At 72.6% G+C, this 23,759-nt stretch carries 25 protein-coding genes; 15 read left to right on the top strand and 10 right to left on the bottom strand.

Annotated elements, in window-relative coordinates; all coding sequences use genetic code 11:
- Window positions 1-39 precede the first annotated feature (39 nt).
- Entirely contained in the window at window positions 40-510 is a 471-nt protein-coding gene (locus AB0H71_RS20785; RefSeq protein ID WP_067657928.1) for a hypothetical protein, read from the bottom strand.
- A 185-nt stretch (window positions 511-695) separates the two neighbouring features.
- Here AB0H71_RS20785 and AB0H71_RS20780 point away from each other — a divergent pair, with 185 nt between their 5' ends.
- The 3 genes from AB0H71_RS20780 (at window position 696) to AB0H71_RS20770 (ending at window position 4,024) form a co-directional block, all read left to right on the top strand.
- Complete coding sequence (locus AB0H71_RS20780) at window positions 696-1,142, top strand: helix-turn-helix transcriptional regulator (protein WP_357023133.1); 447 nt, start codon at window positions 696-698, stop codon at window positions 1,140-1,142.
- A gap of 5 nt (window positions 1,143-1,147) precedes the next feature.
- Complete coding sequence (locus tag AB0H71_RS20775; protein ID WP_357023130.1) at window positions 1,148-1,558, top strand: VOC family protein; 411 nt, start codon at window positions 1,148-1,150, stop codon at window positions 1,556-1,558.
- A gap of 78 nt (window positions 1,559-1,636) precedes the next feature.
- Window positions 1,637-4,024 (top strand): excinuclease ABC subunit UvrA, encoded by a 2,388-nt coding sequence (locus AB0H71_RS20770; RefSeq protein WP_357023128.1) that lies wholly within the window; start codon window positions 1,637-1,639, stop codon window positions 4,022-4,024.
- A gap of 49 nt (window positions 4,025-4,073) precedes the next feature.
- Here the strand turns inward: AB0H71_RS20770 and AB0H71_RS20765 are convergent, their stop codons facing one another.
- From AB0H71_RS20765 to AB0H71_RS20745, 5 genes are all read right to left on the bottom strand, one after another.
- Complete coding sequence (locus tag AB0H71_RS20765; protein ID WP_357023125.1) at window positions 4,074-4,631, bottom strand: hypothetical protein; 558 nt, start codon at window positions 4,629-4,631, stop codon at window positions 4,074-4,076.
- 131 nt (window positions 4,632-4,762) lie between these two features.
- Window positions 4,763-6,376 carry an FAD-dependent oxidoreductase gene (locus AB0H71_RS20760; RefSeq protein WP_357023122.1) on the bottom strand — a complete coding sequence of 538 codons (1,614 nt, stop codon included), beginning with the start codon at window positions 6,374-6,376 and terminating at the stop codon, window positions 4,763-4,765.
- Window positions 6,377-6,459: 83 nt separating this feature from the next.
- The gene (locus AB0H71_RS20755; RefSeq protein ID WP_357023119.1) at window positions 6,460-7,245 is read right to left on the bottom strand and encodes a hypothetical protein; all 786 of its coding nucleotides are present in this window, start codon (window positions 7,243-7,245) and stop codon (window positions 6,460-6,462) included.
- Complete coding sequence (locus AB0H71_RS20750; RefSeq protein WP_357023116.1) at window positions 7,242-8,531, bottom strand: hypothetical protein; 1,290 nt, start codon at window positions 8,529-8,531, stop codon at window positions 7,242-7,244. Before AB0H71_RS20750 ends, AB0H71_RS20755 begins: the two co-directional genes overlap by 4 nt.
- The gene (locus AB0H71_RS20745) at window positions 8,528-9,235 is read right to left on the bottom strand and encodes a zinc-binding dehydrogenase (protein WP_357023114.1); all 708 of its coding nucleotides are present in this window, start codon (window positions 9,233-9,235) and stop codon (window positions 8,528-8,530) included. Before AB0H71_RS20745 ends, AB0H71_RS20750 begins: the two co-directional genes overlap by 4 nt.
- Window positions 9,236-9,459: 224 nt before the next feature.
- Here AB0H71_RS20745 and AB0H71_RS20740 point away from each other — a divergent pair, with 224 nt between their 5' ends.
- The gene (locus AB0H71_RS20740; protein ID WP_357023318.1) at window positions 9,460-9,915 is read left to right on the top strand and encodes a MarR family transcriptional regulator; all 456 of its coding nucleotides are present in this window, start codon (window positions 9,460-9,462) and stop codon (window positions 9,913-9,915) included.
- A 4-nt stretch (window positions 9,916-9,919) separates the two neighbouring features.
- On the opposite strand, the gene AB0H71_RS20735 is transcribed toward AB0H71_RS20740, so the two are convergent.
- Window positions 9,920-10,633, bottom strand: a complete 714-nt coding sequence (locus tag AB0H71_RS20735) for an SDR family oxidoreductase (protein WP_357023111.1) — start codon at window positions 10,631-10,633, stop codon at window positions 9,920-9,922.
- A gap of 62 nt (window positions 10,634-10,695) precedes the next feature.
- Between AB0H71_RS20735 and AB0H71_RS20730 the strand changes: the two genes are divergently transcribed.
- The 3 genes from AB0H71_RS20730 to AB0H71_RS20720 all read left to right on the top strand — a co-directional run bounded on the left by AB0H71_RS20730 (window position 10,696) and on the right by AB0H71_RS20720 (window position 12,650).
- On the top strand, window positions 10,696-11,043 hold the full coding sequence (locus AB0H71_RS20730) for a MerR family transcriptional regulator (protein WP_357023108.1): 348 nt from the start codon (window positions 10,696-10,698) through the stop codon (window positions 11,041-11,043).
- A gap of 142 nt (window positions 11,044-11,185) precedes the next feature.
- A complete protein-coding gene (locus AB0H71_RS20725) occupies window positions 11,186-12,058 on the top strand; it encodes an alpha/beta hydrolase (protein WP_357023105.1) in 873 nt (290 codons plus the stop codon).
- Complete coding sequence (locus tag AB0H71_RS20720; RefSeq protein ID WP_357023102.1) at window positions 12,045-12,650, top strand: TetR/AcrR family transcriptional regulator; 606 nt, start codon at window positions 12,045-12,047, stop codon at window positions 12,648-12,650. Before AB0H71_RS20725 ends, AB0H71_RS20720 begins: the two co-directional genes overlap by 14 nt.
- On the opposite strand, the gene AB0H71_RS20715 is transcribed toward AB0H71_RS20720, so the two are convergent.
- The 3 genes from AB0H71_RS20715 to AB0H71_RS20705 form a co-directional block, all read right to left on the bottom strand.
- Window positions 12,647-14,485: an acyl-CoA dehydrogenase gene (locus tag AB0H71_RS20715; RefSeq protein ID WP_357023099.1), complete on the bottom strand. Its 1,839-nt coding sequence runs from the start codon at window positions 14,483-14,485 to the stop codon at window positions 12,647-12,649. The two genes, AB0H71_RS20720 and AB0H71_RS20715, sit on opposite strands and share 4 nt — an antisense overlap.
- 137 nt (window positions 14,486-14,622) lie before the next feature.
- Window positions 14,623-15,873 (bottom strand): diguanylate cyclase, encoded by a 1,251-nt coding sequence (locus AB0H71_RS20710; RefSeq protein WP_357023096.1) that lies wholly within the window; start codon window positions 15,871-15,873, stop codon window positions 14,623-14,625.
- A 120-nt stretch (window positions 15,874-15,993) separates the two neighbouring features.
- Complete coding sequence (locus AB0H71_RS20705; RefSeq protein WP_357023093.1) at window positions 15,994-17,097, bottom strand: terpene synthase family protein; 1,104 nt, start codon at window positions 17,095-17,097, stop codon at window positions 15,994-15,996.
- A 200-nt stretch (window positions 17,098-17,297) separates the two neighbouring features.
- Between AB0H71_RS20705 and AB0H71_RS20700 the strand changes: the two genes are divergently transcribed.
- The 8 genes from AB0H71_RS20700 to AB0H71_RS20665 all read left to right on the top strand — a co-directional run bounded on the left by AB0H71_RS20700 (window position 17,298) and on the right by AB0H71_RS20665 (window position 23,718).
- Window positions 17,298-17,633, top strand: coding sequence for a metalloregulator ArsR/SmtB family transcription factor (locus tag AB0H71_RS20700; RefSeq protein ID WP_357023090.1), 336 nt, complete (start codon window positions 17,298-17,300; stop codon window positions 17,631-17,633).
- Window positions 17,630-18,136: an SRPBCC domain-containing protein gene (locus AB0H71_RS20695; RefSeq protein ID WP_357023087.1), complete on the top strand. Its 507-nt coding sequence runs from the start codon at window positions 17,630-17,632 to the stop codon at window positions 18,134-18,136. Before AB0H71_RS20700 ends, AB0H71_RS20695 begins: the two co-directional genes overlap by 4 nt.
- Window positions 18,133-18,462, top strand: a complete 330-nt coding sequence (locus AB0H71_RS20690; protein WP_357023083.1) for a hypothetical protein — start codon at window positions 18,133-18,135, stop codon at window positions 18,460-18,462. Before AB0H71_RS20695 ends, AB0H71_RS20690 begins: the two co-directional genes overlap by 4 nt.
- 152 nt (window positions 18,463-18,614) lie before the next feature.
- On the top strand, window positions 18,615-19,580 hold the full coding sequence (locus tag AB0H71_RS20685; protein ID WP_357023080.1) for an acyl-CoA desaturase: 966 nt from the start codon (window positions 18,615-18,617) through the stop codon (window positions 19,578-19,580).
- A gap of 16 nt (window positions 19,581-19,596) precedes the next feature.
- Window positions 19,597-19,845 (top strand): acyl carrier protein, encoded by a 249-nt coding sequence (locus AB0H71_RS20680; RefSeq protein ID WP_357023077.1) that lies wholly within the window; start codon window positions 19,597-19,599, stop codon window positions 19,843-19,845.
- A gap of 70 nt (window positions 19,846-19,915) precedes the next feature.
- Entirely contained in the window at window positions 19,916-20,812 is an 897-nt protein-coding gene (locus tag AB0H71_RS20675; RefSeq protein ID WP_357023074.1) for a cyclopropane-fatty-acyl-phospholipid synthase family protein, read from the top strand.
- Window positions 20,809-22,032 carry a cytochrome P450 gene (locus AB0H71_RS20670; protein ID WP_357023072.1) on the top strand — a complete coding sequence of 408 codons (1,224 nt, stop codon included), beginning with the start codon at window positions 20,809-20,811 and terminating at the stop codon, window positions 22,030-22,032. Before AB0H71_RS20675 ends, AB0H71_RS20670 begins: the two co-directional genes overlap by 4 nt.
- A 12-nt stretch (window positions 22,033-22,044) precedes the next feature.
- A complete protein-coding gene (locus AB0H71_RS20665; RefSeq protein WP_357023070.1) occupies window positions 22,045-23,718 on the top strand; it encodes a fatty acyl-AMP ligase in 1,674 nt (557 codons plus the stop codon).
- The last annotated feature ends 41 nt before the right edge of the window (window positions 23,719-23,759 follow it).

Below are 23,759 nucleotides of genomic sequence, written 5' to 3'. Positions count from 1 at the left end.
ACGAGCCCCCGAAGGGGCGCGAAGGCCCGGCGATGTTGTTTACGCCGTGCCTTCGACGTCTGGAGCGGACCGGAGCCTGGAGGTGAGTACCGGGACGGCGTTGTCGCCGTAGCGGTGCCGGGTCGAGGCATCCCCACCCTGGGAGGGGGCGAACTGGGTGACGGCGAGCTGCTCCAGCACGCAGATGAGCAGCAGGTGCCTGGTGCGCTCGACGTGGTGGTACTCGGTTCCCCCCTGCTCACGGTTCTGCGGCAGGGCGGGCGGCACGAACTCGGTGAGGGTCCAGAAGAGCTCGGGGCCCATCATGGTCGAGTCCCCGCTGGAGCGGTCGAACCACCGGCTGGAGTACTCGATGAGCACCCGCGCCAGTTGCCCGGCGTGCGGGAGCGCCTCGGTGAAGTCGGCCAGCGCCTGCCGGCTGTCGGTGCTGCCCTGGATCACGACGGCGATGCGGCCGGCGACCTCGCGCAGCAGGGGGAGGTCCTGATCGGGCCACGTGGAAAGAGTCATTCGTTATCGTCCTAGCTTGGAAACAGCGACCTCGACGGTAACGATTCGGTTGCGTCAGCACCAGTCGTGATGTGATCCGTTGGTGCATATCCGGGCGGTCTGCGGCGCCTTCTGTGACAGCCCACAACGCCTGCCCCCACTTCCCGGTGCTGGGCAAGCGCCCGCTGACGTGGCACGATGCACCCGTGGGCACCCGAGGAGCGGACCAGCGGCTACGCGATCTCGCGCTGCTGCGCCGGGTGCGCGATCGCATCGACCGCGAGTACGAGCTGCCGCTGGATGTCGAGGCGCTCGCCCGCGGCGTGCACATGTCGGCCGGGCACCTGAGCCGGGCCTTCCGGCAGGCGTACGGGGAGTCGCCGTACTCGTACCTGATGACCAGGCGGATCGAGCGCGCCATGGCGCTGCTGCGCCGCGGCGACCTGAGCGTCACCGAGGTCTGCTTCGCCGTGGGCTGCTCCTCGCTCGGCACCTTCAGCACCCGGTTCACCGAGCTGGTCGGGGTGCCGCCGAGCGTCTATCGCAAGGAGGCGGCGAACGCGACCGAGGGGATTCCGTCCTGCGTGGCCAAGCGGGTCACCCGACCGATCAGGAATCGAGAAGCGCCGGTCACCGCGGCCCCTCTAGCGTGAACCGCATGACCATCACCATCCACTCGAGTTTCCTGCCGCACACCGATCCGGAGGCCTCGCTCGCCTTCTACCGGGACACGCTCGGCTTCGAGGTGCGCAACGACGTCGGCTACAACGGCATGCGCTGGATCACGGTCGGCCCGGCCGAGCACCCCGGCATCAATATCGTGCTCTACCCGCCCGCGGCCGACCCCGGTGTCACCGAGGACGAGAAGCGCACCATCGCCGAGATGATGGCGAAGGGCACCTACGCCAGCGTGCTGCTCGCCACCGAGGACCTGGACGGCGCCTTCGCCACCGTCTCGGCCGCGGACGTGGAGATCGTGCAGGAGCCGACCGAGCAGCCCTACGGCGTCCGGGACTGCGCCGTCCGCGACCCCGCGGGCAATATGGTCCGCATCCAGCAGCTGCGCTGACCTGCGAGTATGTCCGGTGTCGTACCCGGCGACTATGGTCCGCACCCAGCAGCTGCGCCGACCCCCGAGGGAGAATCGATGAGCACGGCCACCCCAGCGCCCACGACCGCGCACGCCGCCGACACCCACGATCTGATCCGGGTCAGGGGCGCGCGCGAGAACAACCTGAAGGACGTCAGCGTCGAGATCCCGAAGCGCAGGCTGACGGTCTTCACCGGGGTCTCCGGCTCCGGCAAGAGCTCGCTGGTCTTCGGCACCATCGCCGCCGAGTCGCAGCGCATGATCAACGAGACCTATAGCGCCTTCGTGCAGGGCTTCATGCCGAACCTGGCCCGCCCGGACGTGGACGTGCTGGAGGGGCTCACCACCGCCATCATCGTGGACCAGGAGCGGATGGGCGCCAATGCGCGCTCCACCGTCGGCACCGCGACCGACGCCAACGCCATGCTGCGGATCCTCTTCAGCCGGCTGGGGCAGCCGTATATCGGCACCTCGCAGGCGTTCTCCTTCAACGTCGCCTCGATCAGCGGCGCCGGCGCGGTGACGGTGACCAAGGCCGGCGGCCAGGAGGTGCGCGAGCGCCGCGAGTTCAGCGTCACCGGCGGCATGTGCCCGCGCTGCGAGGGCATGGGCAATGTCTCCGACTTCGACCTGACCCAGCTCTACGACGACAGCAAGTCGCTGGCCGAGGGGGCGCTCACCATCCCCGGCTACAGCATGGAGGGCTGGTACGGCCGGATCTTCATGGGCTCCGGCTTCCTGGACCCGGAGAAGCCGATCCGCGAGTACACCAAGCGCGAGCTGAACGACCTGCTCTACAAGGAGCCGGTGCGGATCAAGGTGGACGGCATCAACGTCACCTACGAGGGGTTGATCCCGAAGATCCAGAAGTCCTTCCTGTCCAAGGACCGCGAGGCCATGCAGCCGCACATCCGCGCCTTCGTGGACCGGGCGATCACCTTCAGCGCCTGTCCGGACTGCGGCGGCACCCGGCTCAGCGAAGCGGCGCGGTCGTCGAAGATCGGCGGCGTCAGCATCGCCGACGCCTGCGCCATGCAGATCAGCGACCTGGCCGCGTGGGTGCGCGGGCTGGACGACCGCTCGGTGGCGCCGCTGCTGGAGACGCTGCGCCAGACCCTGGACGGCTTCGTGGAGATCGGGCTCGGCTACCTCTCGCTGGACCGCTCCTCCGGCACGCTCTCCGGCGGCGAGGCGCAGCGCACCAAGATGATCCGGCACCTCGGCTCCGCGCTCACCGATGTCACCTACGTCTTCGACGAGCCGACCATCGGGCTGCACCCGCACGACATCCAGCGGATGAACGAACTGCTGCTCCGGCTGCGGGACAAGGGAAACACCGTGCTCGTGGTCGAGCACAAGCCGGAGACCATCGTGATCGCCGACCACGTCGTCGACCTCGGCCCCGGCGCGGGCACCGAGGGCGGCACCGTCTGCTTCGAGGGCGATATCGCCGGGCTGCGCGCGTCCGGCACCCGCACCGGCAAGCACCTCGGGTACCGGGCCGTGCTCAAGGAGTCGGTGCGGAAGTCCACCGGGGCGCTGGAGATCCGCGGCGCGACGCAGAACAACCTGCGCGGCGTCGACGTGGATGTGCCGACCGGGGTGCTCACCGTGGTCACCGGTGTCGCCGGGTCCGGCAAGAGCTCGCTCATCCACGGCAACCTGGCCCGCCGCGAGGGCGTCGTCGTGGTCGACCAGACCGCCATCAAGGGCTCCCGCCGCTCCAACCCCGCCACCTACACCGGGCTGCTCGACCCCATTCGCAAGGCGTTCTCCAAGGCCAATGGCGTGAAACCCGCGCTCTTCAGCGCCAACTCCGAGGGCGCCTGCCCCACCTGCAACGGGGCCGGGGTGATCTACACCGACCTCGCCATGATGGCCGGCGTGGCCACCCCCTGCGAGACCTGCGAGGGCAAGCGTTTCCAGGCCGAGGTGCTGGAGTACAAGCTCGGCGGGCGCGATATCAGCGAGGTGCTCGGCATGTCCGTCGCCGAGGCCGAGCGGTTCTTCGCCGAGGGCGATGCCCGCACCCCCGCCGCGCACAGGATCCTGCACCGCCTCGCCGACGTCGGGCTCGGCTACCTGAAGCTGGGCCAGCCGCTCACCACGCTCTCCGGCGGCGAGCGGCAGCGGCTCAAGCTGGCCACGCACATGTCCGAGAAGGGCGGCGTCTACGTCCTGGACGAGCCGACCACCGGGCTGCACCTCGCCGACGTCGACCAGCTGCTCGGGCTGCTGGACCGGCTGGTCGACGCCGGGAAGACGGTCATCGTGATCGAGCATCACCAGGCCGTCATGGCGCACGCCGACTGGATCATCGATCTCGGGCCCGGCGCCGGGCACGACGGTGGGCTGGTGGTGTTCGAGGGGACGCCCGCGGAGCTGGTCGCGCAGCCGGAGAAGACGCTGACCGGCACACACCTCGCGGAGTACGTGGGCGCGTAGCTCGAGGCGGGCGCGGATTCGTTAAACCCGGGCGTCACCACCCGGAGCGTCAGAACTTGCCGGTGTGGTGCTCGATACGGTGCCCGAGTCGCGCGCCGAACTCGGCGACGAAGTTCTCCGTGAGCGGCGGCCACCCCCAGAAGTCGAAGGCGAGCGCGCCGAGCGCGAAGCCCCACGGCCACCCCCACTCGGTGACCCCGGCGGCCGCGCCGCACCCGGTACAGGTGACACTGCCCGAGCCGGTCCGCTTCCACGCCTCGATGCCGTCGTGGAACGGCTGCCAGACCTCGGGGTCGGCCTCCCACCGCTGCGGGTAATCGATGATGGTGGTCCGCGCGTGACACCGCGGGCAGTGCGCGAACTCCGGTTCGATCTCGCCCTGGCCGCCGTGGTGATCGCCGCGCCCGAGAACCACCGCGACCGGACCGGGAGTCCAATCCGCGCCCCACTCCTCGGTCACCTGCCGCCACTCGGGCCCCGCCACATAGCCTTTGTCGACACCGAGGCTGTACATCGCCTCGCCGGACATCTCCCGCGTGAGCAACCGCCGCGCGATCATCCAGTCCACCATCCGCGCGCCGAGCGCGGCGGCCTGCTCCGCCGCCACCTCGACGTCGACGATTCGTTCGAAGAAATCACCTATGTCCTCTACCCGGCCTCCTCGGCACCATCGCCGGAAGTTTCCGCGAATTCGCCCGCGCGCGCAACGCGAGGGTACTCAGCGGCAACACACCGGGCTCAGCGCCCGCGGGCGGTGGCCAGCAGCTCCTCGACGCTCGCGATCTTCACCCGCGGCCGCCCGGCGGCGGCGCCGCGGGTGCGCTCGGCCTGGTCCAGGACCTGCCACCCGGCCCGGTCGACGACGTCGGGGTTGCGCTGCCGGATGAACTCGGCGAAGGCGTCGCGGTCGGGGGCGGGAGTGGCGAGGCTGCCCGCGACGAAGTCGTCGAGCAGGGCGCGGACCGTCTCGGCGGCGTCGGCGCGGTTGGAGCCGATGACGCCGCGCGGGCCGCGCTTGATCCAGCCGCTCACGTAGACGCCGGGGGCGACCCGGCCGCCGTCGTTGGGGACGATCCCCGCCGCCTCGTCGAAGGGCAGCCCGGGGACGGGTTTGCCGCGGTAGCCGATGGCGCGCAGGACGAGCGAGGTGCCGAGGGTTTCCCGCTCGCCGGTGATCGCGGTGCGGCCGTCGCGCTGCTCGGTGCGGGCGACGGTGAGCGTCTCGACCCGCTCCGCGCCGCCGAGTTCGACGGGGGCGGAGCGGAAGGCGAAGCGGATGCGGCGATTGCCCTCGGTGCGCGGCTGCTCGGCGTACTCGCGGGCCAGCCGCAGCTTCCACTCCGGGGCGTGGCCGTCGGCGGTGAGATCGGCGAGGTCGGCGGGGTCGATCACCACGTCGACGCCGGGGAGGTGACGCAGCGCCAGGAACTCGGCGGCGGTGTAGGCGGCTTCCAGCGGGCCGCGCCGGGCGAGCACGGTCACCTCGCGAATCGTGCTGTGCCGCAGCGCCTCCAGGGCGTGATCGGCGATATCGGTGCGGGCCAGGTACTCCGGGTCGGCGGTGAGCACCCGGGCGATGTCGAGCGCCACATTGCCGTTGCCGACCACGACGGCGCGCTCGCCGGAGAGGTCGAAGGTGTGCCCGGCATGGTCGGGGTGGCCGTTGTACCAGGCCACGAAGTCGGTCCCGGCGTGGCTGCCCGGCAGCTCCTCGCCGGGGATGCCGAGCCTGCGGTCCGCGCTCGCGCCCACCGCGTAGAGCACGGCGTGGCAGTTGGCGAGCAGGTCGTCGTGGGTGAGGTGGGTGCCGATCTCGGTATTGAGGTGCATGCGCAGCGCGTCGCGTTTGAAGGCGGCGGTGAACATGTCGGCCACGCCGCGGGTTTCGCTGTGGTCGGGGGCGACGCCGTAGCGCACCAGCCCCCACGGCGTCGGCAGCCGGTCGAACATCTCGACCTCCACCCGCCCGGTGCCGAGCAGGTGCTCGGCGGCGTAGCAGGCGGCCGGGCCGGTGCCGACGATCGCCACCCGCAGCGGCTCCCGGTCCCGCGGCAGCCGCTGCGGCGGGGCGGGCGCGCTGATGTCGGACTCCAGCGGGTGCCGCTGGAAGTACCCGGCATTGATCTCCGGGTACCTGGCCAGCGCGGGCGGCAGCTCCTCCTCGGCGTAGACCGCGCCCACCGGGCAGGCCTCGAAGCAGGCGCCGCAGTCGATGCAGGTGTCCGGGTCGATGTAGAGCATCTCGGCGGTCGCGAACTCGGGGTCCTCCGGTCGCGGCCGGATGCAGTCGACCGGGCACTCGCTGACGCAGCTGGCGTCGTTGCAGCAGCGCTGGGTGATGACGTAGGCCATCTGACGGCCCCCTCTCCGGCGTCCTGGACAGCTTATTGGACAGCTGTCTGGACGATACTACGGGAGAGTTCGGTGCGGTGTTGCTACCGGGCCAGGCGGTCGTCCCTGACGAGGTAGGTGATGGCGAGGTCGCGCAGCGCGATGCCGGGCGGGCTCGCGTCGATGGCGCGGGCCGCGTTCAGCAGCTCGACCAGGGCGAGGTGCTCGGCGGGGGGTACCCCGTCGACCGGGTGGAAGTCGACGGTGGCGGTGCCCGTTCCGGCCGCGCTGGTGGTGACCAGGCGGTAGCGCAGCGGCACGCTGCCCGTCGCGCTGCGGATGGAGCGGTAGCGGATGCGGTCGCCGAGGTCGGCGGTCACCACCGCGCCGGGCCCGTCGGTGGTCACCTCGATCGACACGGCGGGGTCCTCGGTGCCGCGCCAGCCGAAGGCGCCGTCCGCGAGCGTGTGCAGCCCGTCCACGTAGTTCCCGGCGACCGCCTCGGCGGCCGCCCGCGCGCGCTCGGGATCGGTGTCGAGATCGGGCAGGACGATCTCCTCGATGAGCTCGATCCGGGTGATCTCCCTGGTCGCGGCGGCGAGCGAGCGGGTGAGGCGGGCCGCCACCGCGGACTGGTGGCCGCCGGTGGCGTGCAGGGTGGCCTTGCCCGCGGCCGCCGCCGCCGCGAGTTCGGCGAGGGGCAGGTCGTGCCGGGGGAGCGCGGTGACGACATTGCGGCCGGCGCGCAGCAGGGCGGGGAGCTCGGCGGGGTCGGGGGAGAGGTGCAGCAGCACCGGGGAGTGCTCGGTGACGACGAGGTCCGGGTGCGCGGCGACCCGGTCGGCCAGCGGCCCGGTGCCGAGCACCGCGACCGGGATCGGGGAGGTCATGCCGGCTCCAGTCGGTAGCGGGGGGTCAGGTCGGGGGTGGCGACGCCGGGCGGCGCGGCGCAGAGCGCGGGGATGACGTCGAGCATGGCCTTGACCGAGATGTCGGTGACCGCCGACCAGTCGCCGCTGTAGGTCTCGTCGTCCAGCTCGTTGCGCAGCTCGATGCGGGCCGGAGTGCCGTCCAGGGTGATCACGTGGCCGCCGGCCAGGCTGCGCGGATGGTCCGGGCCGAGGTGCGCGTTGCCCGGCCCGACGTGCCAGCACTCGGCATTGGTCATGAAGAGCCGGTCGCCGATGTACCCGCGGTAGCTCATGTGGATGGCGCCGACCGACCCCGGCTCGATCACGCTGCCGCCCGCCTCGATCCGCACCCGGGCCGGCACCGGGTAGACGTGCCGCTCCACCCGGACCTCGTCCGCGCTCGCCCCGAAGAGCACGTGCGCGACATTCGAGAGCACCGCGTCGAAGTAGAAGTGCTGCATGAGCGCGATGGCGTGGTCGGAATCGACCGCGCTGAGCGGCATGCCGAAGCCGAGGCTGGCGAGCCCGCCCCACATGCCGTCCGGGGCCGAGGAGAGGTCGCCGACCTCGAGGAACTTCACCTCGCGCACCTCGTCCAGCAGCCCGGCCAGCCGCAGCAGCAGCTGCTCGACCATGAGCCCCGGGTGCAGCCCGGTGCCGTGCAGCGAGACCCCGCCCTTCAGGCAGGCCGCCTGGAGCCGGGCGCCGGAGGCCCGGCGCGGGATGGCCCGGTCCGCGATCGGCCCGGCCAGCTTCTCCAGCACCGGCCGGGCCGGGCGCACCGGGCTCGAATCGGCAACGCGCATGAGCGTTTTCAAGGCCGCGAGGGCGTTCGGCAGCTGCGGCCCGAAGGCGGCGCCGGTGACCTTCATCCGGGACACCGTGCCGAGAACGTCCAGCGCGGAGCGGGATTCGGTGAGCCAGGTCGGCATGGCCGGGTTGTGGTAGGCGGCCGCCGAGACCACGTTCTTCCCGGATTCCAGCAGCTCCAGCACGTCGGCATCGGCGCCCTGCACCAGCGCGGGCGTGGTGGGGGTGTGCACCACGCAATCCGCGTCCAGCGCGAGGATCTCGGCCTTCGAGGTGGTCGCGGTGACCCCCACCGGCGGCAGCCCTGCCAGCTCGCCGATATCCCTGCCGTGTTTGTGCGGGCTGAACACCTTCACCCCGACGACCTCGAAATCGGGCGACTCCAGCGCGGTGCGCAGCGCCCGCCCGCCCATGTCGCCGGGGCCCCAGATGATGAGCCGATACGGACCTGTCACAACCGCCTCCTCGCCGTTCGCTCGGTATGTCTAGCACGGCGGCGATGAGAAAGGTTGGCTTTTACTCTCTTATCTTCTCGCAGTGTCGCGTCAGGGCTCCGGGACGACCTTCCCCGGCAGCTCGCCGCGCTCGAATCGGGCGTGCACGGCGGGCAATTCGGCGAGCGGGAGCCGCTCGGCGACCTCGATGTGCAGCCTCCCGGCATCGCCAGCACGTAGACCTGGGCGACCCGCACGCCGCGGCCGGGGTTCTCCGGTCCGGGGGTGGTGGTGCTGACGAAGGTGCCGCCGTCGTCGAGGAGTTCGACCAGCCGGGCCACCTCGGCCCGGTCGTTGCGGACCAGGGTCAGGACCAGGTCGAACTGCTCGTTCAGCGCGGTGACCGGGGTCGCGGTGTGGTCGACGACGCGGTGCGCGCCGTAGCGCTGGACCCGCTCCCGGCTGCGCGGGCTCGCGGTCGCGGTGACCCGCGCGCCCACCGCGGCCGCCAGCTGCACCGCGAAGCCGCCGACCGAGCCGCCCGCGCCATTGATCAGCACCCGCTGCCCCGCCTCGAGGCCGCCGTGCCCGAAGAGCGCCTGGTGCGCGGTGAGCCCGGTGGCCGGGAGCGCGGCGGCCACCGCGAGCTCCACGCTGCGCGGGGCGGGTGCCAGCGCCTCGGCCGGGATCGTGACGTACTCGACGGCCGGGCCCGGAATGCCCATGGCAGCAGCGCGATCACCGCATGCCCGGACACGCCGGGGCCGAGCTCCTCGATCACCCGCCACACATCGAGGTTCGGGGTGTGCGGCAGCGTCCGCGGGAGCGGATCCCGCATGAACCCCGCGCGGATGGCCGCGTCCACCGGGTTGAACGAGGTGCCCGCCACCCGCACCACGACCTGCCCCGGCCCGGCCGCCGGGCGCTCGACCTCCTCGATCGCCAGCACATCGCTGCCGCCGTACTCGTGGAACCGCACTGCCGTCATCACTGGCCTCCATCGCTCCAGCTGCGGGCCGAGGGCGACCTGAGCTCGGTGCAGTTCGGGCTGCTCGCCCGGCTCTCCGGCGCGGGCAGCCTGACCATGACCCAGCTCGCCGACGGCGTCGTCTACAGCCGCAGCGGCCTCACCTACCAGGCCGGGCTGCTGGAGAAGGCCGGGCTGGTGACCCGCGCCCCCAGCCCCGACGACGAGCGCGCCACCCTGGTCACCATTACCGAGCGCGGCGCCGCGCTGGTCGGCCGGGTGCTCCCCGGCCAGGTCGAGGTGGTGCGGCGCCTGCTCTTCGCCCCGCTGAGCGGCGACGATGTGCAGCGGCTCGGGGAGCTCATGACCAAGGTCCGCGCGCACATGCGCGCCCAGCCGCCGCGTTCCGCGGCCCCCCGCAAGCGCCGCACCACCTGACCGCTCAGGAGGTCCGCAGGCGGGCCAGCTCCGGGTAGAACTCGGCCGGGTCGGTGGCGAGCGCGGACTTGATGTAGCGGCTCCAGTCGTCGGCGAGGATCTCGGCGCGGCCGGCGGCGACGCCATCGATGGCGATCCGGGCGAGCTCGGCCGGGGCGAGCTTCGGGCCGGTGAAGTCGGCCGCCATATCGGTGTCGGCGAGGCCGAGGTGCAGTGCGGAGACCTGGGTGCCCTGTTCCCGGAGCTCGAGCCGCACGGCATTGGTCATGGCCCACTCGGCTGCCTTGGCGACGTGGTACCCGCCCGCGCCGCCGGCGGTGAACCAGGACATGGCGGAGAGCACGGTGAGGATCGCGCCGCCGCCGTTGGCGGCCAGGATCGGGGCGAAGGCGCGGGTGACGGCGAGCGTGCCGAAGAGGTGCGTCTCCAGCTCGGCGCGGAGCAGCTCGTCACCGCCGGTGAGCAGGTCGGTGCCGGTCTGGATGCCGGCATTGTTGATCAGCAGCGTGACGTCCGGCGCCTGCGCGGCGACGGCGGCGACCTGCGCGGGGTCGGTGATGTCGAGCGCGAGGACTTCGGCGCCGGGCAGCTCGACGGCGTCCGGGCGGCGGGCGGTGGCGTAGACCTTGGCGCCCTGCTCGAGCAGGTGCTGCGCGAAGGCGCGGCCGAGGCCGCGGTTGGCGCCGGTGACGAGGGCGACGGTCGAGGAAAGGTGCATGCCGCTACGCTAGAACCTGACGTCGACGTGAGGGTCAAGGCCGGATTCCGAGGAGGTGCGCGGTGCTGCGGATCGGTGAACTGGCGGAGCGCTCCGGCGTGAGCGTGCGGGCGCTGCGCTACTACGAGGAGCAGGGGCTGCTCGACGCCGAGCGCACCCCCGCCGGGCAGCGTCGCTACCCGGAGGCGGCGGTGGAGAAGGTGCGCTTCTTCCAGCTGCTCTACGCCGCCGGGCTGACCAGCCGCAATATCGCCGCGCTGCTGCCGTGCATCGATACCGGGCACACCGACGCCGCGCAGCGGCTCATGCTGCACACCCAGCGGGACCGCATCCGGGAGCGGATCGACGAGCTGGGCGCCGCGCTCGGCAAGCTCGACGAGATCATCGCGGTCACCGCCACACACCCCTGATCCGGGCCGGGCCGGGGCGGAGGCCACCTCGAGCGACGATCTCCGCCCGCTTCTCCTCCCGATGCTTGCGGAACCGTAGACATACATTCGGGATGTATGTAAATTACGTGCAGACCGACACGGCGATGAAGGGGACGGGATAATGACGAGTACGCACAGCGCGGCACTGGGCGCGAAACACGAGATCGAGCTGCCCGGCGCGCGCATCCGCTACCACGAGACGGGGGAGGGCCCGCCGGTCGTCTTCGTGCACGGCCTCCTGGTCAACGCGAACCTGTGGCGCGCCGTCGTGCCGCCGATCGCGGCCGCCGGATACCGCTGCATCGCCCCGGACTGGCCGCTCGGCGCCCACGACATCCCGGTGCCGGAGGCCGATCTCTCCCCGCCCGGCGTCGCCGACCTCATCGCGGCCTTCCTGGAAAAGCTCGACCTCACCGACGTCACCCTGGTCGCCAACGACACCGGCGGTGCCATCACCCAGGTGCTGCTCGCCCGCGACCCGGCCCGCATCGGCCGGGTCGTGCTGGCCTCGGTCGACTGCTACGACCGCTTCCTGCCGCCGCCCTTCGATGCGCTCGGCGTGCTGGCCCGGGTGCCGGGCGTGGTGCGCGCCGCCACCGAGCTGCTGAAGATCAGGGCCCTGCAGCCGCTGCCGATCGCGCTCGGGTGGGTGGCGAAGCACCCGATACCGCGGGAGGTGGCGGACGGCTACCTCGGGCCGAGCAGGCGCTCCGCCGCCATCCGGCACGATGTCCGTCGCTTCCTCGGCTCCGCGCGCAAGCGGCACACCCTGGCCGCGGCGCGCAGCTTCCCGCGGCTCACGCTGCCGGTGCTGGTGGTCTGGGCCAGGGAGGAGAAGCTCTTCCCGGTGCCGCTGGCCGAGCGGCTGGTGGCGGAGCTGCCGAACGCCACGCTCCGGCTGGTCGACGACTCGTACACCTTCATCCCGGAGGATCAGCCGGATTTGCTGAGCGCGCTCATCCTGGAGTTCACTCGGGAGCATGCCGCGCCGTAGTCAGCTGGACCGCACCCGCGATACCAGGGCGCGGCTGGAGGAGGCCGGGCGCGCGCTCTTCGCCGAGCACGGCTTCGGCGCCGTCGCGGCCGAGCAGATCGTCGCCGCGGCCGGGGTCACCCGCGGCGCCCTGCAGTACCACTACGGCGACAAGCGCGGCCTCTTCGTCGCGGTGCTCGAACAGCTCGAGCGGGACAATACCGACGAGCTGGTGGCCGCCATCGCCGGCGCCCCGCCCTCGGACGACCCGATGGCGGGGCTGCGCGCCGGGCTCGACGCCTTCCTGCGCATCTGCCGCAGGCCGGAGATGGTGCGGATCGCGCTCTCCGACGCGCCCGCGGTGCTCGGCTGGGACGCCTGGCGCGAGCTGGAGGCGAAGTACGGCCTCGGCCTCATCGTGCTGCAGCTGGAGGCCGCCCGCGCCGCCGGGCTGCTCGCGCAGGACGCGCCGGTGCGCATGCTGGCCCAGCTGGTGCTGAGCGCGGTCACCGAGGCGGGCATGATCGTCGCGCACGCCGACGACCCGGCCACCGCGCACGACCAGGCGCTGGACGCCCTGGTCCTGCTCATGGCCGGGCTGCTGCGCGGCTAGAAGGCCGCCTCGTCCAGTGTCATGATCTCGGTGTCCAGCTCGGCGAGGATGCCGCGGATCGCCGCGAGCTCGGGCAGCACGTTGCGCGCGAAGAACTGCGCGACCGCCACCTTGCCCTCGTAGAAGGCGCGCTCCCCGCCCTCTGCGCCCGCGTCCAGCGCGGCGATCGCGATACCCGCCTGGTGCAGCAGCTGCCAGCCGATGAGCAGATCGCCCACCGCCAGCAGGAACCGCACCGAGCCGAGCCCCACCTTGTACAGCTCCGCCGCATCCTCCTGCGCGCCCATGAGGTACCCGGTGAGCGTGGCGGCCGCCGCCTGCACGTCGGCCAGCGCGGTGCCGAGCAGCGCGCGCTCCCGCTTGAGCCTGCCATTGCCCGCCGCGCTGTCCAGGGTGCCCTGGATCTGCGCCACCACGTGCCCGAGCGCGACCCCGCGGTCCCGGACGATCTTGCGGAAGAAGAAATCCTGCGCCTGGATGGCGGTGGTGCCCTCGTAGAGGCTGTCGATCTTGGCGTCCCGGATGTACTGCTCGATCGGGTAGTCCTGCAGGTACCCCGAGCCGCCGAAGGTCTGCAGCGCATCGGTCAGGTACCGGTAGGCGCGCTCGGAGCCGACGCCCTTGACGATCGGCAGCAGCAGGTCGTTCACCCGCGCGGCCAGCTCCGGATCCGCGCCGGAGACCTGCTCGGCCAGCACCGGGTCCTGGTGCGCGGCGGTGTAGAGGTAGACCGCGCGCAGCCCCTCGGCGTACGCCTTCTGCATCATGAGCGCCCGCCGGACGTCCGGGTGGTGCACGATGGTCACCCGCGGCGCCGACTTGTCCGCCATGGTGGTGAGATCGGCGCCCTGCACCCGCTGCTTGGCGTATTCCAGCGCGTGCAGGTAGCCGGTGGAGAGCGTGGCGATGGCCTTCGTGCCCACCATCATCCGGGCGTGCTCGATGACGTCGAACATCTGCGCGATGCCGTTGTGCACCTCGCCGACCAGCCAGCCCGTGGCCGGGACGCCGTGCCCGCCGAAGGTCACCTCGCAGGTGGAGGAGGCCTTGAGCCCCATCTTGTGCTCCAGCCCGGTCACGAAGACGCCGTTGCGCTCCCTGTTCTCACCGGTCACCGGGTCGAAGTGGAACTGCGGGACGAAGAAGAGCGAGAGCCCCTTGGTGCCGGGGCCCGCGCCCTCCGGGCGGGCCAGCACCAGGTGCAGCATGTTCGGGAAGAGCACCCCGGAATCGCCGTTGCTGATGAAGCGCTTGACGCCCTCGATGTGCCAGGAGCCGTCCGCCTGCTCGATCGCCCTGGTCCGGCCCGCGCCGACATCGGAGCCCGCGTCGGGTTCGGTGAGCACCATGGTGCCGCCCCAGTTCGCGGTGGTGGCGAGCCGCGCCCAGCCGCGCTGCTCCTCGGTGCCGTTGGCGTGCAGCACCGAGGCCATCTGCGCGCCCGCCATGCCGTAGAAGAAGGCGGCGGGCTGCGCGCCCAGGATGAGCTCGGCCGCGGCCCAGAACACCGCGCGCGGCACGCCGGGCCCGCCCAGCTCGGCGGGGAGCCCGAGCTGGTGCCAGCCGCCGTCGGTCATGGCGCGGAAGGAGCGGACGAACGCCTCCGGCAGCGTGACGGTGTGCGTCTCCGGGTCGAAGACCGGGGGATTGCGGTCCGCCTCGGCGAAGGAGGCGCCGAGCGGGCCCTCGGCGAGCCGCCGCACCTGCTCCAGGATCTCGGTGACGGTCTCGGCGTCCAGCGCGCCGAAGGCGCCGGTCGCCAGCGCCCGCTCCAGCCCGAGCACCTCGAAGAGGACGAACCGGAGATCGCGAACATTGCTTCTGTAGTGCGGCACGAGACCCCCATCGACACATCCGGACGCGCGGAAAGAGGCGAATACCGTACTGCGGCAGCTATATTCGCCGGCAGATGCCTTCGCCCCGCCCATGATCGCACAAACCGGGTGGAAACAGGGTGCCACCCCGGCGGGGATCACTCACTCTGCATGACCCATTGGCCTTTGCTGTCGCGCTTGGCGGCGTGCAGGCTGGTGTCCGCGGCGTGCAGCAGCGACTCGGCGTCGGCGTGCGCCAGCGGGGTGACGACGACGCCGATGCTGGCGGAGATGTCGAGCGGCACGCCGTCCACCGGGATGGGCTCGGAAAGCGCGGTGAGCAGGCGATTCGCCACCGCCGCGACCTGTACCTCGTCGGCGGGCGGCGGGATCAGCGCGAGGAACTCGTCGCCGCCGAGCCGGCAGACGAAGCTGCCGTCGCGCTGCAGCGTCTCGGCGATCCGGTCGGCCACGGCGACCAGCACCCGGTCGCCGGCGCTGTGGCCGTAGTGGTCGTTGACCTGTTTGAAGTGGTCCAGATCGGCAAAGCAGAGCCCCACCCGATCGTCGGCGCCCGCGGTGGTGATCAGGTGCTCGATGTGCTCGAGCAGGTAGCGCCGGTTCGGCAGCCCGGTGAGCGAGTCGTGCCTGGCCTGGTGGTGCAGCTCCTGCTGGAGCAGGTGCCGCTCGGTGACGTCGGCGCCGACCGCGAGCAGGTAGTCCGGCCTGCCGCCGCTGCCGCGCACGAAGGTGATGGCGAAGGCCATCCAGCCCACGCTGCCGTCGGCGCGCACCAGCCGCTGGTCCAGCGTGACGGTGCCCTCGCCGGTCGGCACCAGCTGCTCGTAGAGCAGGGTGCGGATGCGGTCCCGGTCGTCCGGGTGCGCGAAATCGTAGACCGAGATGCCGCGCAGGTCGCCGGGCTTGGTGCCGATCATGTCGGCGAGCGCGCGGTTCGCCTCCAGCAGGACGCCGTCGGTGTCGCCGATGGCGATGGCGACGGCGGCATTGTCGAAGAGCACCCGGAAGCGGGTGTCCTGGTCGTCGTGCTCCTCGCCGGCGGCGGCCGAGCGGCCGCGCTGGACCTGGTGGCCCTGGCCGAGCGCGGCGAGCAGCCCGGCGAGCCGGCGGTGCGCGTCCGGGTGCGGGCTGGCGTCGGCCAGCCCGTGGAGCACCTGGGCCGAGACCACCGGGACCTCGGGGTGGGTGAGCCCGGCGCCCCAGAGCGCGGCGCCGACCCGGGAGCCGGCGCTCGCGTCGAAGGTCTCCGCCGCCAGCGCCGCCTCCAGCTGGGCCACCAGCCCGGGCAGCATCATCGGCCCGCCCGGCCCGCCACCGGGCGCGACACCACCGGTGGCCAGTGCCTGCCACCAGATCCGAGCCAGTGCGGCGCCGCCGCTGCCGTCCACAACACCCCCGTCGACATATCGCGTTCCCCGGACACCGGAGTGTGCCGGAAATGCTGCTGTGATTCTCCGACAATAGTCCCCCGGAGACGAATTCCGGCAGCGCCTCGACCCGGGGGCCGGTCAGTCCAGGCGATTCTCCTCGAAGATCGACCGGCCCTTGTACCGGTGCGTGGTGATCTGCCAGACCCAGGTGGCCTGGACCGCGCCGCGCAGATCGGCCACGTGCGCCGTCACCCGCCCGCCCGGATCGACCTCCGGCCGGGCCGCCACCGCCGCCGCGATCCCCGCGCTGACCTGCCGGAACTCGGTGAGCAGGTCGCGCACGATGGTCGCCGCGCTCGCCACCGCGCCCGCCAGCCCGGCCGCGGGCGCCTCCAGCAGGCACATCGGCACCAGGTTGAAGTCGGCGCCGTCGGCGATGCACTCCTTCTCGAAGGAGAACACGTCGTTCATCAGCGCGCCGATCTCCACGGTGAGCTGGCGCAGCGTGCGCAGCTCCCCGGCGAGCCCGGCCGCCTCCAGCTGCGCCCAGTCCAGGTAGGCGTCGCGGCCGAACTCGCAGAGCGCGATGGCCGGGTACATCCCGGAGACGTGCGAGCGCAGCTCGATGTACCCGGCCACCGAGAGCACGTCACCCCGCGCCCTGGCGTTCTGGTCGCGGATGGCGGGGCGCAGGTGCCCGGCGGTGTCGGCGAGGAAGCCGCGCATCCAGGCCGGGTCCGCGAGCGCGGCGGTGCGCTCCAGGTATTCGTGCGTCGCGGCCTCCACCGGCTCCGGATCGGCGGCGGGGCTGCCGGTTTCGAGCAGCCGGGTGAGCCTGCGCACCGTCTCGGCCGCCGCCGCCTGCTGCTCGGGGGTGAGCGCGGCGAACTTCTCCCGGCCGACGGTGTCGTTGAGCCAGAACAGGATCGCGTTGTAGATGCCGATCAGCGTCATCCGCTCCGCCGTCACCGCGTTCGGGTGCAGGTACGGCGTCATGCTGTTGTAGTGCGAGCCGCCCGGCTCCAGCCAGATGCCGTATCTGCGGCAGAACTTCTCCGCCCCCGCCAGCGCCTCGTCCCCGAATTCATTGGGCGCGAACCCCGCACAGTACGCGTCGATATCGCTCTCCGCGGTGCTGAACAGCTCCCGCAGCGACCATCCTCGACCCGACTCCAGCAACTCGTCGTATTCGGCCCGCATGCGCGCGAGCCGCGCCTCGACGTCCGGCGTGTAACGATCCACCACAGCACTCCTTCTAGCTCCCCTTACACCGTAAGAGGCGGCGGCCGAAAATGTGCGCCGGATGGCGTTCTCCGGTGGTGCAGCGAACACCCTACGGGGCAAGGGAATCGATGGGGCAACCTTGCGCGGCGTTTCCCGGCGGTATATGTTCGTACTTACTTACGTAAGTGGAACCGAACACAATCGACCCGGAGGATGTCGTGAGCGCTGAAGTGGGCCGGTTCGACGAGGACGGCGCGGACGAGGTGTTCCGCGCGCTCGCCGAGCCGCGCAGGCGGGCGATCCTGCGGCTGGTGGGCGCGCACGAGCTGGCGGCGGGGGAGATCGCGGGGGCGTTCGAGATCAGCAGGCCCGCGGTCAGCCAGCACCTGGGGGTGCTGCGGGCGGCGGGGCTGGTGCGCGAGCGGCGCTCGGGGACGCGGCGGCTCTACCGGGCCGAGCCGAGCGGGGTCGAGCAGGCCCGGCGGGCGCTGGCGGGTATCTGGTCGTCCGCGCTGGACCGGGCCGCGCGGCTCGCCGAGGAGGAGACGCCGTGAACGCCGAACCCGAGGGCCGGGTGCTCCCCATGACCCGGCCGCCGATCCGCCGCACCGTGCTGGTCCGCGCCTCCCGGGAGCGGACCTGGGCGGTCTTCGTGGGCCGGATGGCCGAGTGGTGGCCGCTCGACCCGTTCTCGGCGGGGCGCGAGCGGGTCCGCGACGTCACCGTGCAGGCCAGGGTGGGCGGCACCGTCGCCGAGGTGTGGGACGACGGCACCACCATCCCGTGGGGCGAGGTGCTCGCCTGCGCCGAACCCGAGCACTTCGCCATGACCTGGAACATCACCGGCACCCCGACCGAGGTGGCGCTGCGCTTCCGCGCGGTCGCCCCCGCCCTGACGAAGGTCGACCTGGAGCACACCGGGTGGGACCGGCTCGACACCGGGGAGCTGCGCCGCGACTGCGCCCTCCCCGGCGGCTACGAGGGCGGCGCCATCGCCGCCGGGTGGGACCACATACTGGCCGCGCTGCGACGCGCCGCCGCACAGGAGGACGAATGATCACCGACGACGCCATGCTCGCCCTGCTCTCCCGCTCGCGCGGGTACCCCGTCTGCGTGCTGCGCCCCGGCCCGGCCGCCGATCGCGAGGATCGGGACCGGCTGCTGTGGGAGCACGGGCGCCTCAACTGCGACCTGCGGGAGCGGGGGCTGCTCGCCATCACCCTGCGGATCCCGGAGTCGCCGGAGCTCGCCGGGGTCGGGGTGTACGGCTGCGAACCCGAGCGGGTGCGCGAGCTGCTCGCCGCCGACGGCGCGATCGCCGCGGGCGTGCTCAGCTACGAGCTCTACGACGCGCAGGGCATCCCCGGCGACGCCCTGCCCTGAACCCCCCGCGATACGCGTTCCTGATCGGCCGATCAGCACTTCTTCTCGGCCCGCGCGGCGCGCCCCCGCCCGCCTACGCTCGGAGCTGTTCGAGCCGAATCTCCGCTCCCGCAGCGGGATTCGGCGCTCCGACCCGTCGTGAGGGAGCTGCCATGTCCGGCGAGGACGCGCCCAGGCGCGCCGCCCCGAGGAAACTCGCGGTGGACAGCCCGTACCTGCACCGCCTGCAGCGCCGCCACTTCCTGCTCTTCGACGTGGCGCCGATCTTCGGCACGCTGGCCGCGCTGGCCTTCCTGCTGGTGCACCCGCTCGGAATCACCGAGATCGTGCTGCTGATCGGCGGCTGGGCGGCCACCGGGCTGGCCATCACCGTCGGCTACCACCGGCTCTTCACCCACCGCACCTTCCAGGCGCGGCCATCGGTGCAGGTGGCGCTGGCGGTGATCGGCTCGATGGCGGGGCAGGGCGGCGTGCTCTCCTGGGTCGCCATTCACCGCAGGCACCACGAGAACGCCGACCGCGCGGGCGACCCGCACTCGCCGAACCTCTCCGGCGGCGGGCTCCGCGGCCGGGCGCGCGGGCTGCTGCACTCGCACTTCCTCTGGATGCGCCGCCACGAGTACCCGAACATCGTGCACTACGCCCCCGACCTGCTGAAGAACCGCCTGGTGCTGAAGGTCTCGCGGTACTACCACTGGTGGGTCGCGCTCGGCATGGCGATCCCGGCGGTGATCGGCGGGGTGGTGTACCAGAGCTGGACCGGCGCGGTCAGCGGGCTGCTGTGGGGCGGGCTGGTGCGGATGTTCGTGCTGGAGCACATCATCTGGGCGATCAACTCCTTCCTGCACATGTTCGGCACCATGCCGTACCGGGCACGCGGCAACAGCCGCAACGGCGGCGTCTTCGCGCTGCTCTCGTTCGGCGAGTCCTGGCACAACAACCACCACGCCTTCCCGGACTCGCCCTCCTTCGGCCTGCAGTGGTACCGGCTCGACCCCGGCTACTGGCTGATCTGCCTGCTCGCCGCCACCGGGCTGGCCTGGGACGTCGAGGTGCCGTCCCGGGATCGGCTGGAAGCACGGCGCCTCCGCCCCGCCACCGGCGCGGCCACCCCCTGAGAACGGACGGACAACCATGGACCGCACAGAGATCATCACGTGGAGCCGCGGCTACCTGGCCGAGGCGCTCGGCGTGCAGCCCGAGACCATCGACCCCGCCGCCGATTTCGACCGCCTCGGGGTGGACTCCGTGGTGGCGGTGGCGCTGCTCATGGAGATCGAGCAGCGCTACGGGGTCGACATCCCGCCGGACGAGCTCTTCGACGAGCCGACGCTGGACGCGGTGGCGGGCTACGTCGTCGAACGGTCCGGGCAGCCCGCATGAGCGAGTCAGGCCCGGAGGCGGTAGCGGAGCGTGGCCACGGAGGGCCCTCGCTCGTGCGAATGGGCACAGCATGAGCGCCACGGCCGCCGCCGCGCGGGCGGAGTCGGCGGCGGCGGCCGTCCGGCACCACTACGACGTCGGCAACGAGTTCTACGCGCTCTGGCTCGACCCCTCGCTCACCTACTCCTGCGCCATGCCGTCCGGCCCCGCCGACACCCTGGCCGCCGCCCAGCAGCGCAAGCTCAGCTACCACCTGGACGCGGTCCGCGCCCACGACGCCACCGCCCTGCTCGACATCGGCTGCGGCTGGGGCGCGCTGCTCGCCGTGGCCGCGAGCGAGGGCGTCGGGCGGCTGACCGGGCTCACCCTGGCCGAGGAGCAGGCCGCCCACGTGCGCGCCCTCGACCTGCCCGGCACCGAGGTCGCGGTGCGGAACTGGCTGCACTACGAGCCGGAGCACCGCGTCGACGGCATCGTCTCCATCGGCGCCTTCGAGCACTTCGCCACCCCCGAGGACACCCCGGCCGAGAAGATCGCGGTCTACCGCGCCTTCTTCGAGCGCTGCCGGAGCTGGCTGCACCCCGGCGGCGCGCTCTCGCTGCAGACCATCGCCTACGCCAATATGACCCGCGACCGGGCCAGCACCTTCATCCAGCGGGACATCTTCCCGGACGCCGACCTGCCGACGCTGGCCGAGATCGCCGCCGCCGCCGACGGCCTGTTCGAGGTGCGCACCGTGCGCAACGACCGCCTGGACTATGCCTGGACCTGCGAGCAGTGGGCCGCCCGGCTGAAGGCCCGCCGCGCCGAGGCGGTGGCGCTGGCCGGTCCCGAGCTCACCGAGCGGTACGAGCGCTACCTGCGGCTCTCCGCGCTCGGGTTCCGGATGGGCAAGATCGGGCTGCTGCGCATCGTGCTGGAGCCCTACCGCAGCGGCCACTTCACCGGAGGCGGGGCCCGGCGATGACCGCTGCCCCGGTGCGGTTCAACCCGTTCACCGACGAGTTCCGCGCCGACCCGTACCCCGGGTACGCCGCGCTGCGCGCGCAGGCGCCGGTGCACCGCACCATGGGCATGTGGGTGCTGACCGGCCACGCCGAGGTGCGCGCGGTGCTGCGCGACCGGAGCTTCGGCGTCGACGTCATCCCGCTGGCCCTGCGCCGCCAGGCCGACCGGCTCGGCATCACCGGCACCGAGCGCATCGACCGGCTCGGGCTGAAATCCCTGGTCTTCACCGAGAACCCGGACCACGCCCGGCTGCGCGCCCTGGTGAACCGGGTCTTCACCGCCTCCGCCGCCGCCCGGCTGCGCCCGCGCATCACCGCCATCGCCGAGCGGCTCGCCGCCGATGCCGGGCGCGACGGCGAATTCGAGCTCATGACCGCCTTCGCCGGAGAGCTGCCGGTGCTGGCGCTCTGCGACTGGCTCGGGCTCCCCGCGCACCTGCACCCGCTGGTCGGCGGGTGGACGCACGACATCCGCTTCCTGCTGGAGCCGGGGCTCATGACCGCCGCCGACTTCGCCCGGGTGCGCACCGTGGCCGACACCTTCACCGCCGAACTCCGCGCGGTGATCGACCGCCGCCGCGCTGATCCCGGCGACGACCTGATCAGCCTGCTGCTCGCGAGCCGCACCGGCACCGGCGACCGGCTCACCGACGAGGAGCTGGCCACCATCGGCATCATGTGCTTCGTCGCCGGGGTGGAGACCACGAAATCGCTCATCGGCAATGCCGTGCTCGCGCTCACCGCGCACCCCGCCGCCCAGGACCGGCTGCGCGCCGACCCGGCGCTGATCGGCGCCGCGGTGGCCGAGACGCTGCGCTACGACAGCCCGCTGCAGCACACCAAGCGCGTCGCCCGCCGCGACACCCCGCTCGGCGACCGGCTGCTGCGCGCGGGCGACCAGGTGCTGCTCTGCCTCGGCGCCGCCAACCGCGACCCGGCGGCCTTCCCGGAGCCGGACACCTTCGACCCCGCCCGGCCGCCCGCCGCCCACCTGGCCTTCGGCCACGGCCTGCACGGCTGCCTCGGCGCGCCGCTGGCCGAGCTGCAGGCCCGCATCGCGCTGGAGCGGCTGCTCCGGCTGCCGGGCCGGCTGGTGCGCGCGGGCGAGCCGGAGTGGCAGGACCACAGCTTCATCGTGCGCGGCCCGCGCCGGCTGCCGCTCGCCGTCGAGACCACCTGAGGGGAACCCACCGTGCTGCTGCCGGACGTCCTGCGCGAGCGCGCCCGCACCGCACCGGCGGCCACCGCCTACCTCTTCCTGGACGAGCACGGCGCCGAGGTGGCCGCGATCAGTTACGCCGGGCTCGATGAGCGCGCCCGCACCATCGGGGCCCGGCTGGCCGCGGTGACCCGGCCGGGCGACCGCGCGCTGCTGGTCTTCCCGTCCGGGCTCGACTTCGTGGCCGCCTTCTTCGGCTGCCTGTACGCGGGGGTGATCGCGGTGCCGGTGATCCCGCCGCGCCGCGGCCGCGCGCACCCCGCCACGCACGGCATCGTCGCCGACTGCGCCCCCGCGGTCCTGCTCACCGCCGGCGCGCTCGAGGTCGAGCTGCCGATCGCCGAGCGGATCGCCGTCGACGAGGTGCCCGCGCACGGCCCCGCGCTCGACCCGAAGCCCTGTGCCCCGGCCGACCCCGCCTTCCTGCAATACACCTCCGGCTCCACCGGCGCGCCGAAGGGCGTGGTGGTGACGCACGGCAATCTGCGCGCCAACCAGGAGATGATCCGCGCGGCGTTCGGCCACGACGAGCGCTCCACCTTCGTCGGCTGGGCCCCGCTTTACCACGACCAGGGGCTCATCGGGAACCTGCTGCAACCCCTGTACCTGGGCGCGCCCTGCGTGCTCATGGCGCCGCTCACCTTCATCCGCCGCCCGCTGCTCTGGCTCACCGCCATCTCGGGGTACCGCGCGCACACCAGCGGCGGCCCGAACTTCGCCTTCGATGCCTGCGTGCGCCACGCCGAGCGGGCGGGCGTCCCCGCCGGGCTGGACCTGAGCAGCTGGCGGGTCGCGTTCAACGGCGCCGAGCCGATCCGCGCCGAGACGCTGCGCCGCTTCGCCGCCACCTTCGCCCCGCACGGCTTCGACCCCGGCGCGCTGTACCCCTGCTACGGCCTCGCCGAGGCCACGCTGCTGGTGAGCGGGAGCCTCCCCGGCCGCGGTGCGCGGGAACTCCGCGCCGATATCGCGGCGCTGGGGGCGGGCACGCTGCGCGAAGCGGCGCGGGGGGAGCCCGCCCGGGTGCTGGTCGGCTCCGGGCGCCCCGCGCCGGGCGTCGACATCCGGATCGTGGACCTGGAGTCGGGGGAGCCGTGCCCGCCGGGGCGGATCGGCGAGATCCGGCTCGCGGGCGCGAATATCGCCGCGGGGTACTGGCGCGCCCCGGACGCCACCGCCGCCGTCTTCGGCGGGAACTCCCTGCGCACCGGCGACCTCGGCCAGTTCGTCGACGGCGAGCTGTTCGTCACCGGCAGGCGCAAGGACCTGATCATCGTGCGCGGCCGCAACCACTACCCGCACGATCTCGAGCACACCGCGCAGGCCGCGCACCCGGCGGCGCGCGCCGGCGGCACCGCCGCCTTCACCGCGGACGACCAGCCGGTCCTGATCCAGGAGATCGAGCGCGGCACCGAGCCGTCGGCGGCGGCCGAGATCGCCGGCGCCATCCGCGCCGCCCTGCTGCGCGACCACGACCTCGCGCTCGGCGCGCTGGTGCTGACCGTGGCCGGGGCGCTCCCCAAGACCAGCAGCGGCAAGATCATGCGCAGCGCCGCGCGTGCGCACCACCTGGGTGCCGGCTTCGAGCGGTGGGGCACCCCGCCGGTCGAACCGGGCCGCCGGGTGAACCCTGGGCCAATTCACTAGCACGCCCGCCGGTACTTCGTCGTGAGTTAACCGCAGCGCCA

Source organism: Nocardia sp. NPDC050697 (assembly GCF_040654395.1).
Lineage (GTDB): Bacteria > Actinomycetota > Actinomycetes > Mycobacteriales > Mycobacteriaceae > Nocardia.
This window is presented reverse-complemented; position numbering and strand designations above follow the sequence as displayed.

Coding starts and splice junctions, on each gene's coding strand:
- AB0H71_RS20785 (WP_067657928.1), bottom strand. CDS start 510: ATGACTCTTTCCACGTGGCCCGATCAGGACCTCCCCCTGCTGCGCGAG.
- AB0H71_RS20775 (WP_357023130.1), top strand. CDS start 1,148: ATGACCATCACCATCCACTCGAGTTTCCTGCCGCACACCGATCCGGAG.
- AB0H71_RS20770 (WP_357023128.1), top strand. CDS start 1,637: ATGAGCACGGCCACCCCAGCGCCCACGACCGCGCACGCCGCCGACACC.
- AB0H71_RS20760 (WP_357023122.1), bottom strand. CDS start 6,376: ATGGCCTACGTCATCACCCAGCGCTGCTGCAACGACGCCAGCTGCGTC.
- AB0H71_RS20755 (WP_357023119.1), bottom strand. CDS start 7,245: ATGACCTCCCCGATCCCGGTCGCGGTGCTCGGCACCGGGCCGCTGGCC.
- AB0H71_RS20745 (WP_357023114.1), bottom strand. CDS start 9,235: ATGGGCATTCCGGGCCCGGCCGTCGAGTACGTCACGATCCCGGCCGAG.
- AB0H71_RS20735 (WP_357023111.1), bottom strand. CDS start 10,633: ATGCACCTTTCCTCGACCGTCGCCCTCGTCACCGGCGCCAACCGCGGC.
- AB0H71_RS20725 (WP_357023105.1), top strand. CDS start 11,186: ATGACGAGTACGCACAGCGCGGCACTGGGCGCGAAACACGAGATCGAG.
- AB0H71_RS20720 (WP_357023102.1), top strand. CDS start 12,045: ATGCCGCGCCGTAGTCAGCTGGACCGCACCCGCGATACCAGGGCGCGG.
- AB0H71_RS20690 (WP_357023083.1), top strand. CDS start 18,133: ATGATCACCGACGACGCCATGCTCGCCCTGCTCTCCCGCTCGCGCGGG.
- AB0H71_RS20685 (WP_357023080.1), top strand. CDS start 18,615: ATGTCCGGCGAGGACGCGCCCAGGCGCGCCGCCCCGAGGAAACTCGCG.
- AB0H71_RS20680 (WP_357023077.1), top strand. CDS start 19,597: ATGGACCGCACAGAGATCATCACGTGGAGCCGCGGCTACCTGGCCGAG.
- AB0H71_RS20675 (WP_357023074.1), top strand. CDS start 19,916: ATGAGCGCCACGGCCGCCGCCGCGCGGGCGGAGTCGGCGGCGGCGGCC.
- AB0H71_RS20670 (WP_357023072.1), top strand. CDS start 20,809: ATGACCGCTGCCCCGGTGCGGTTCAACCCGTTCACCGACGAGTTCCGC.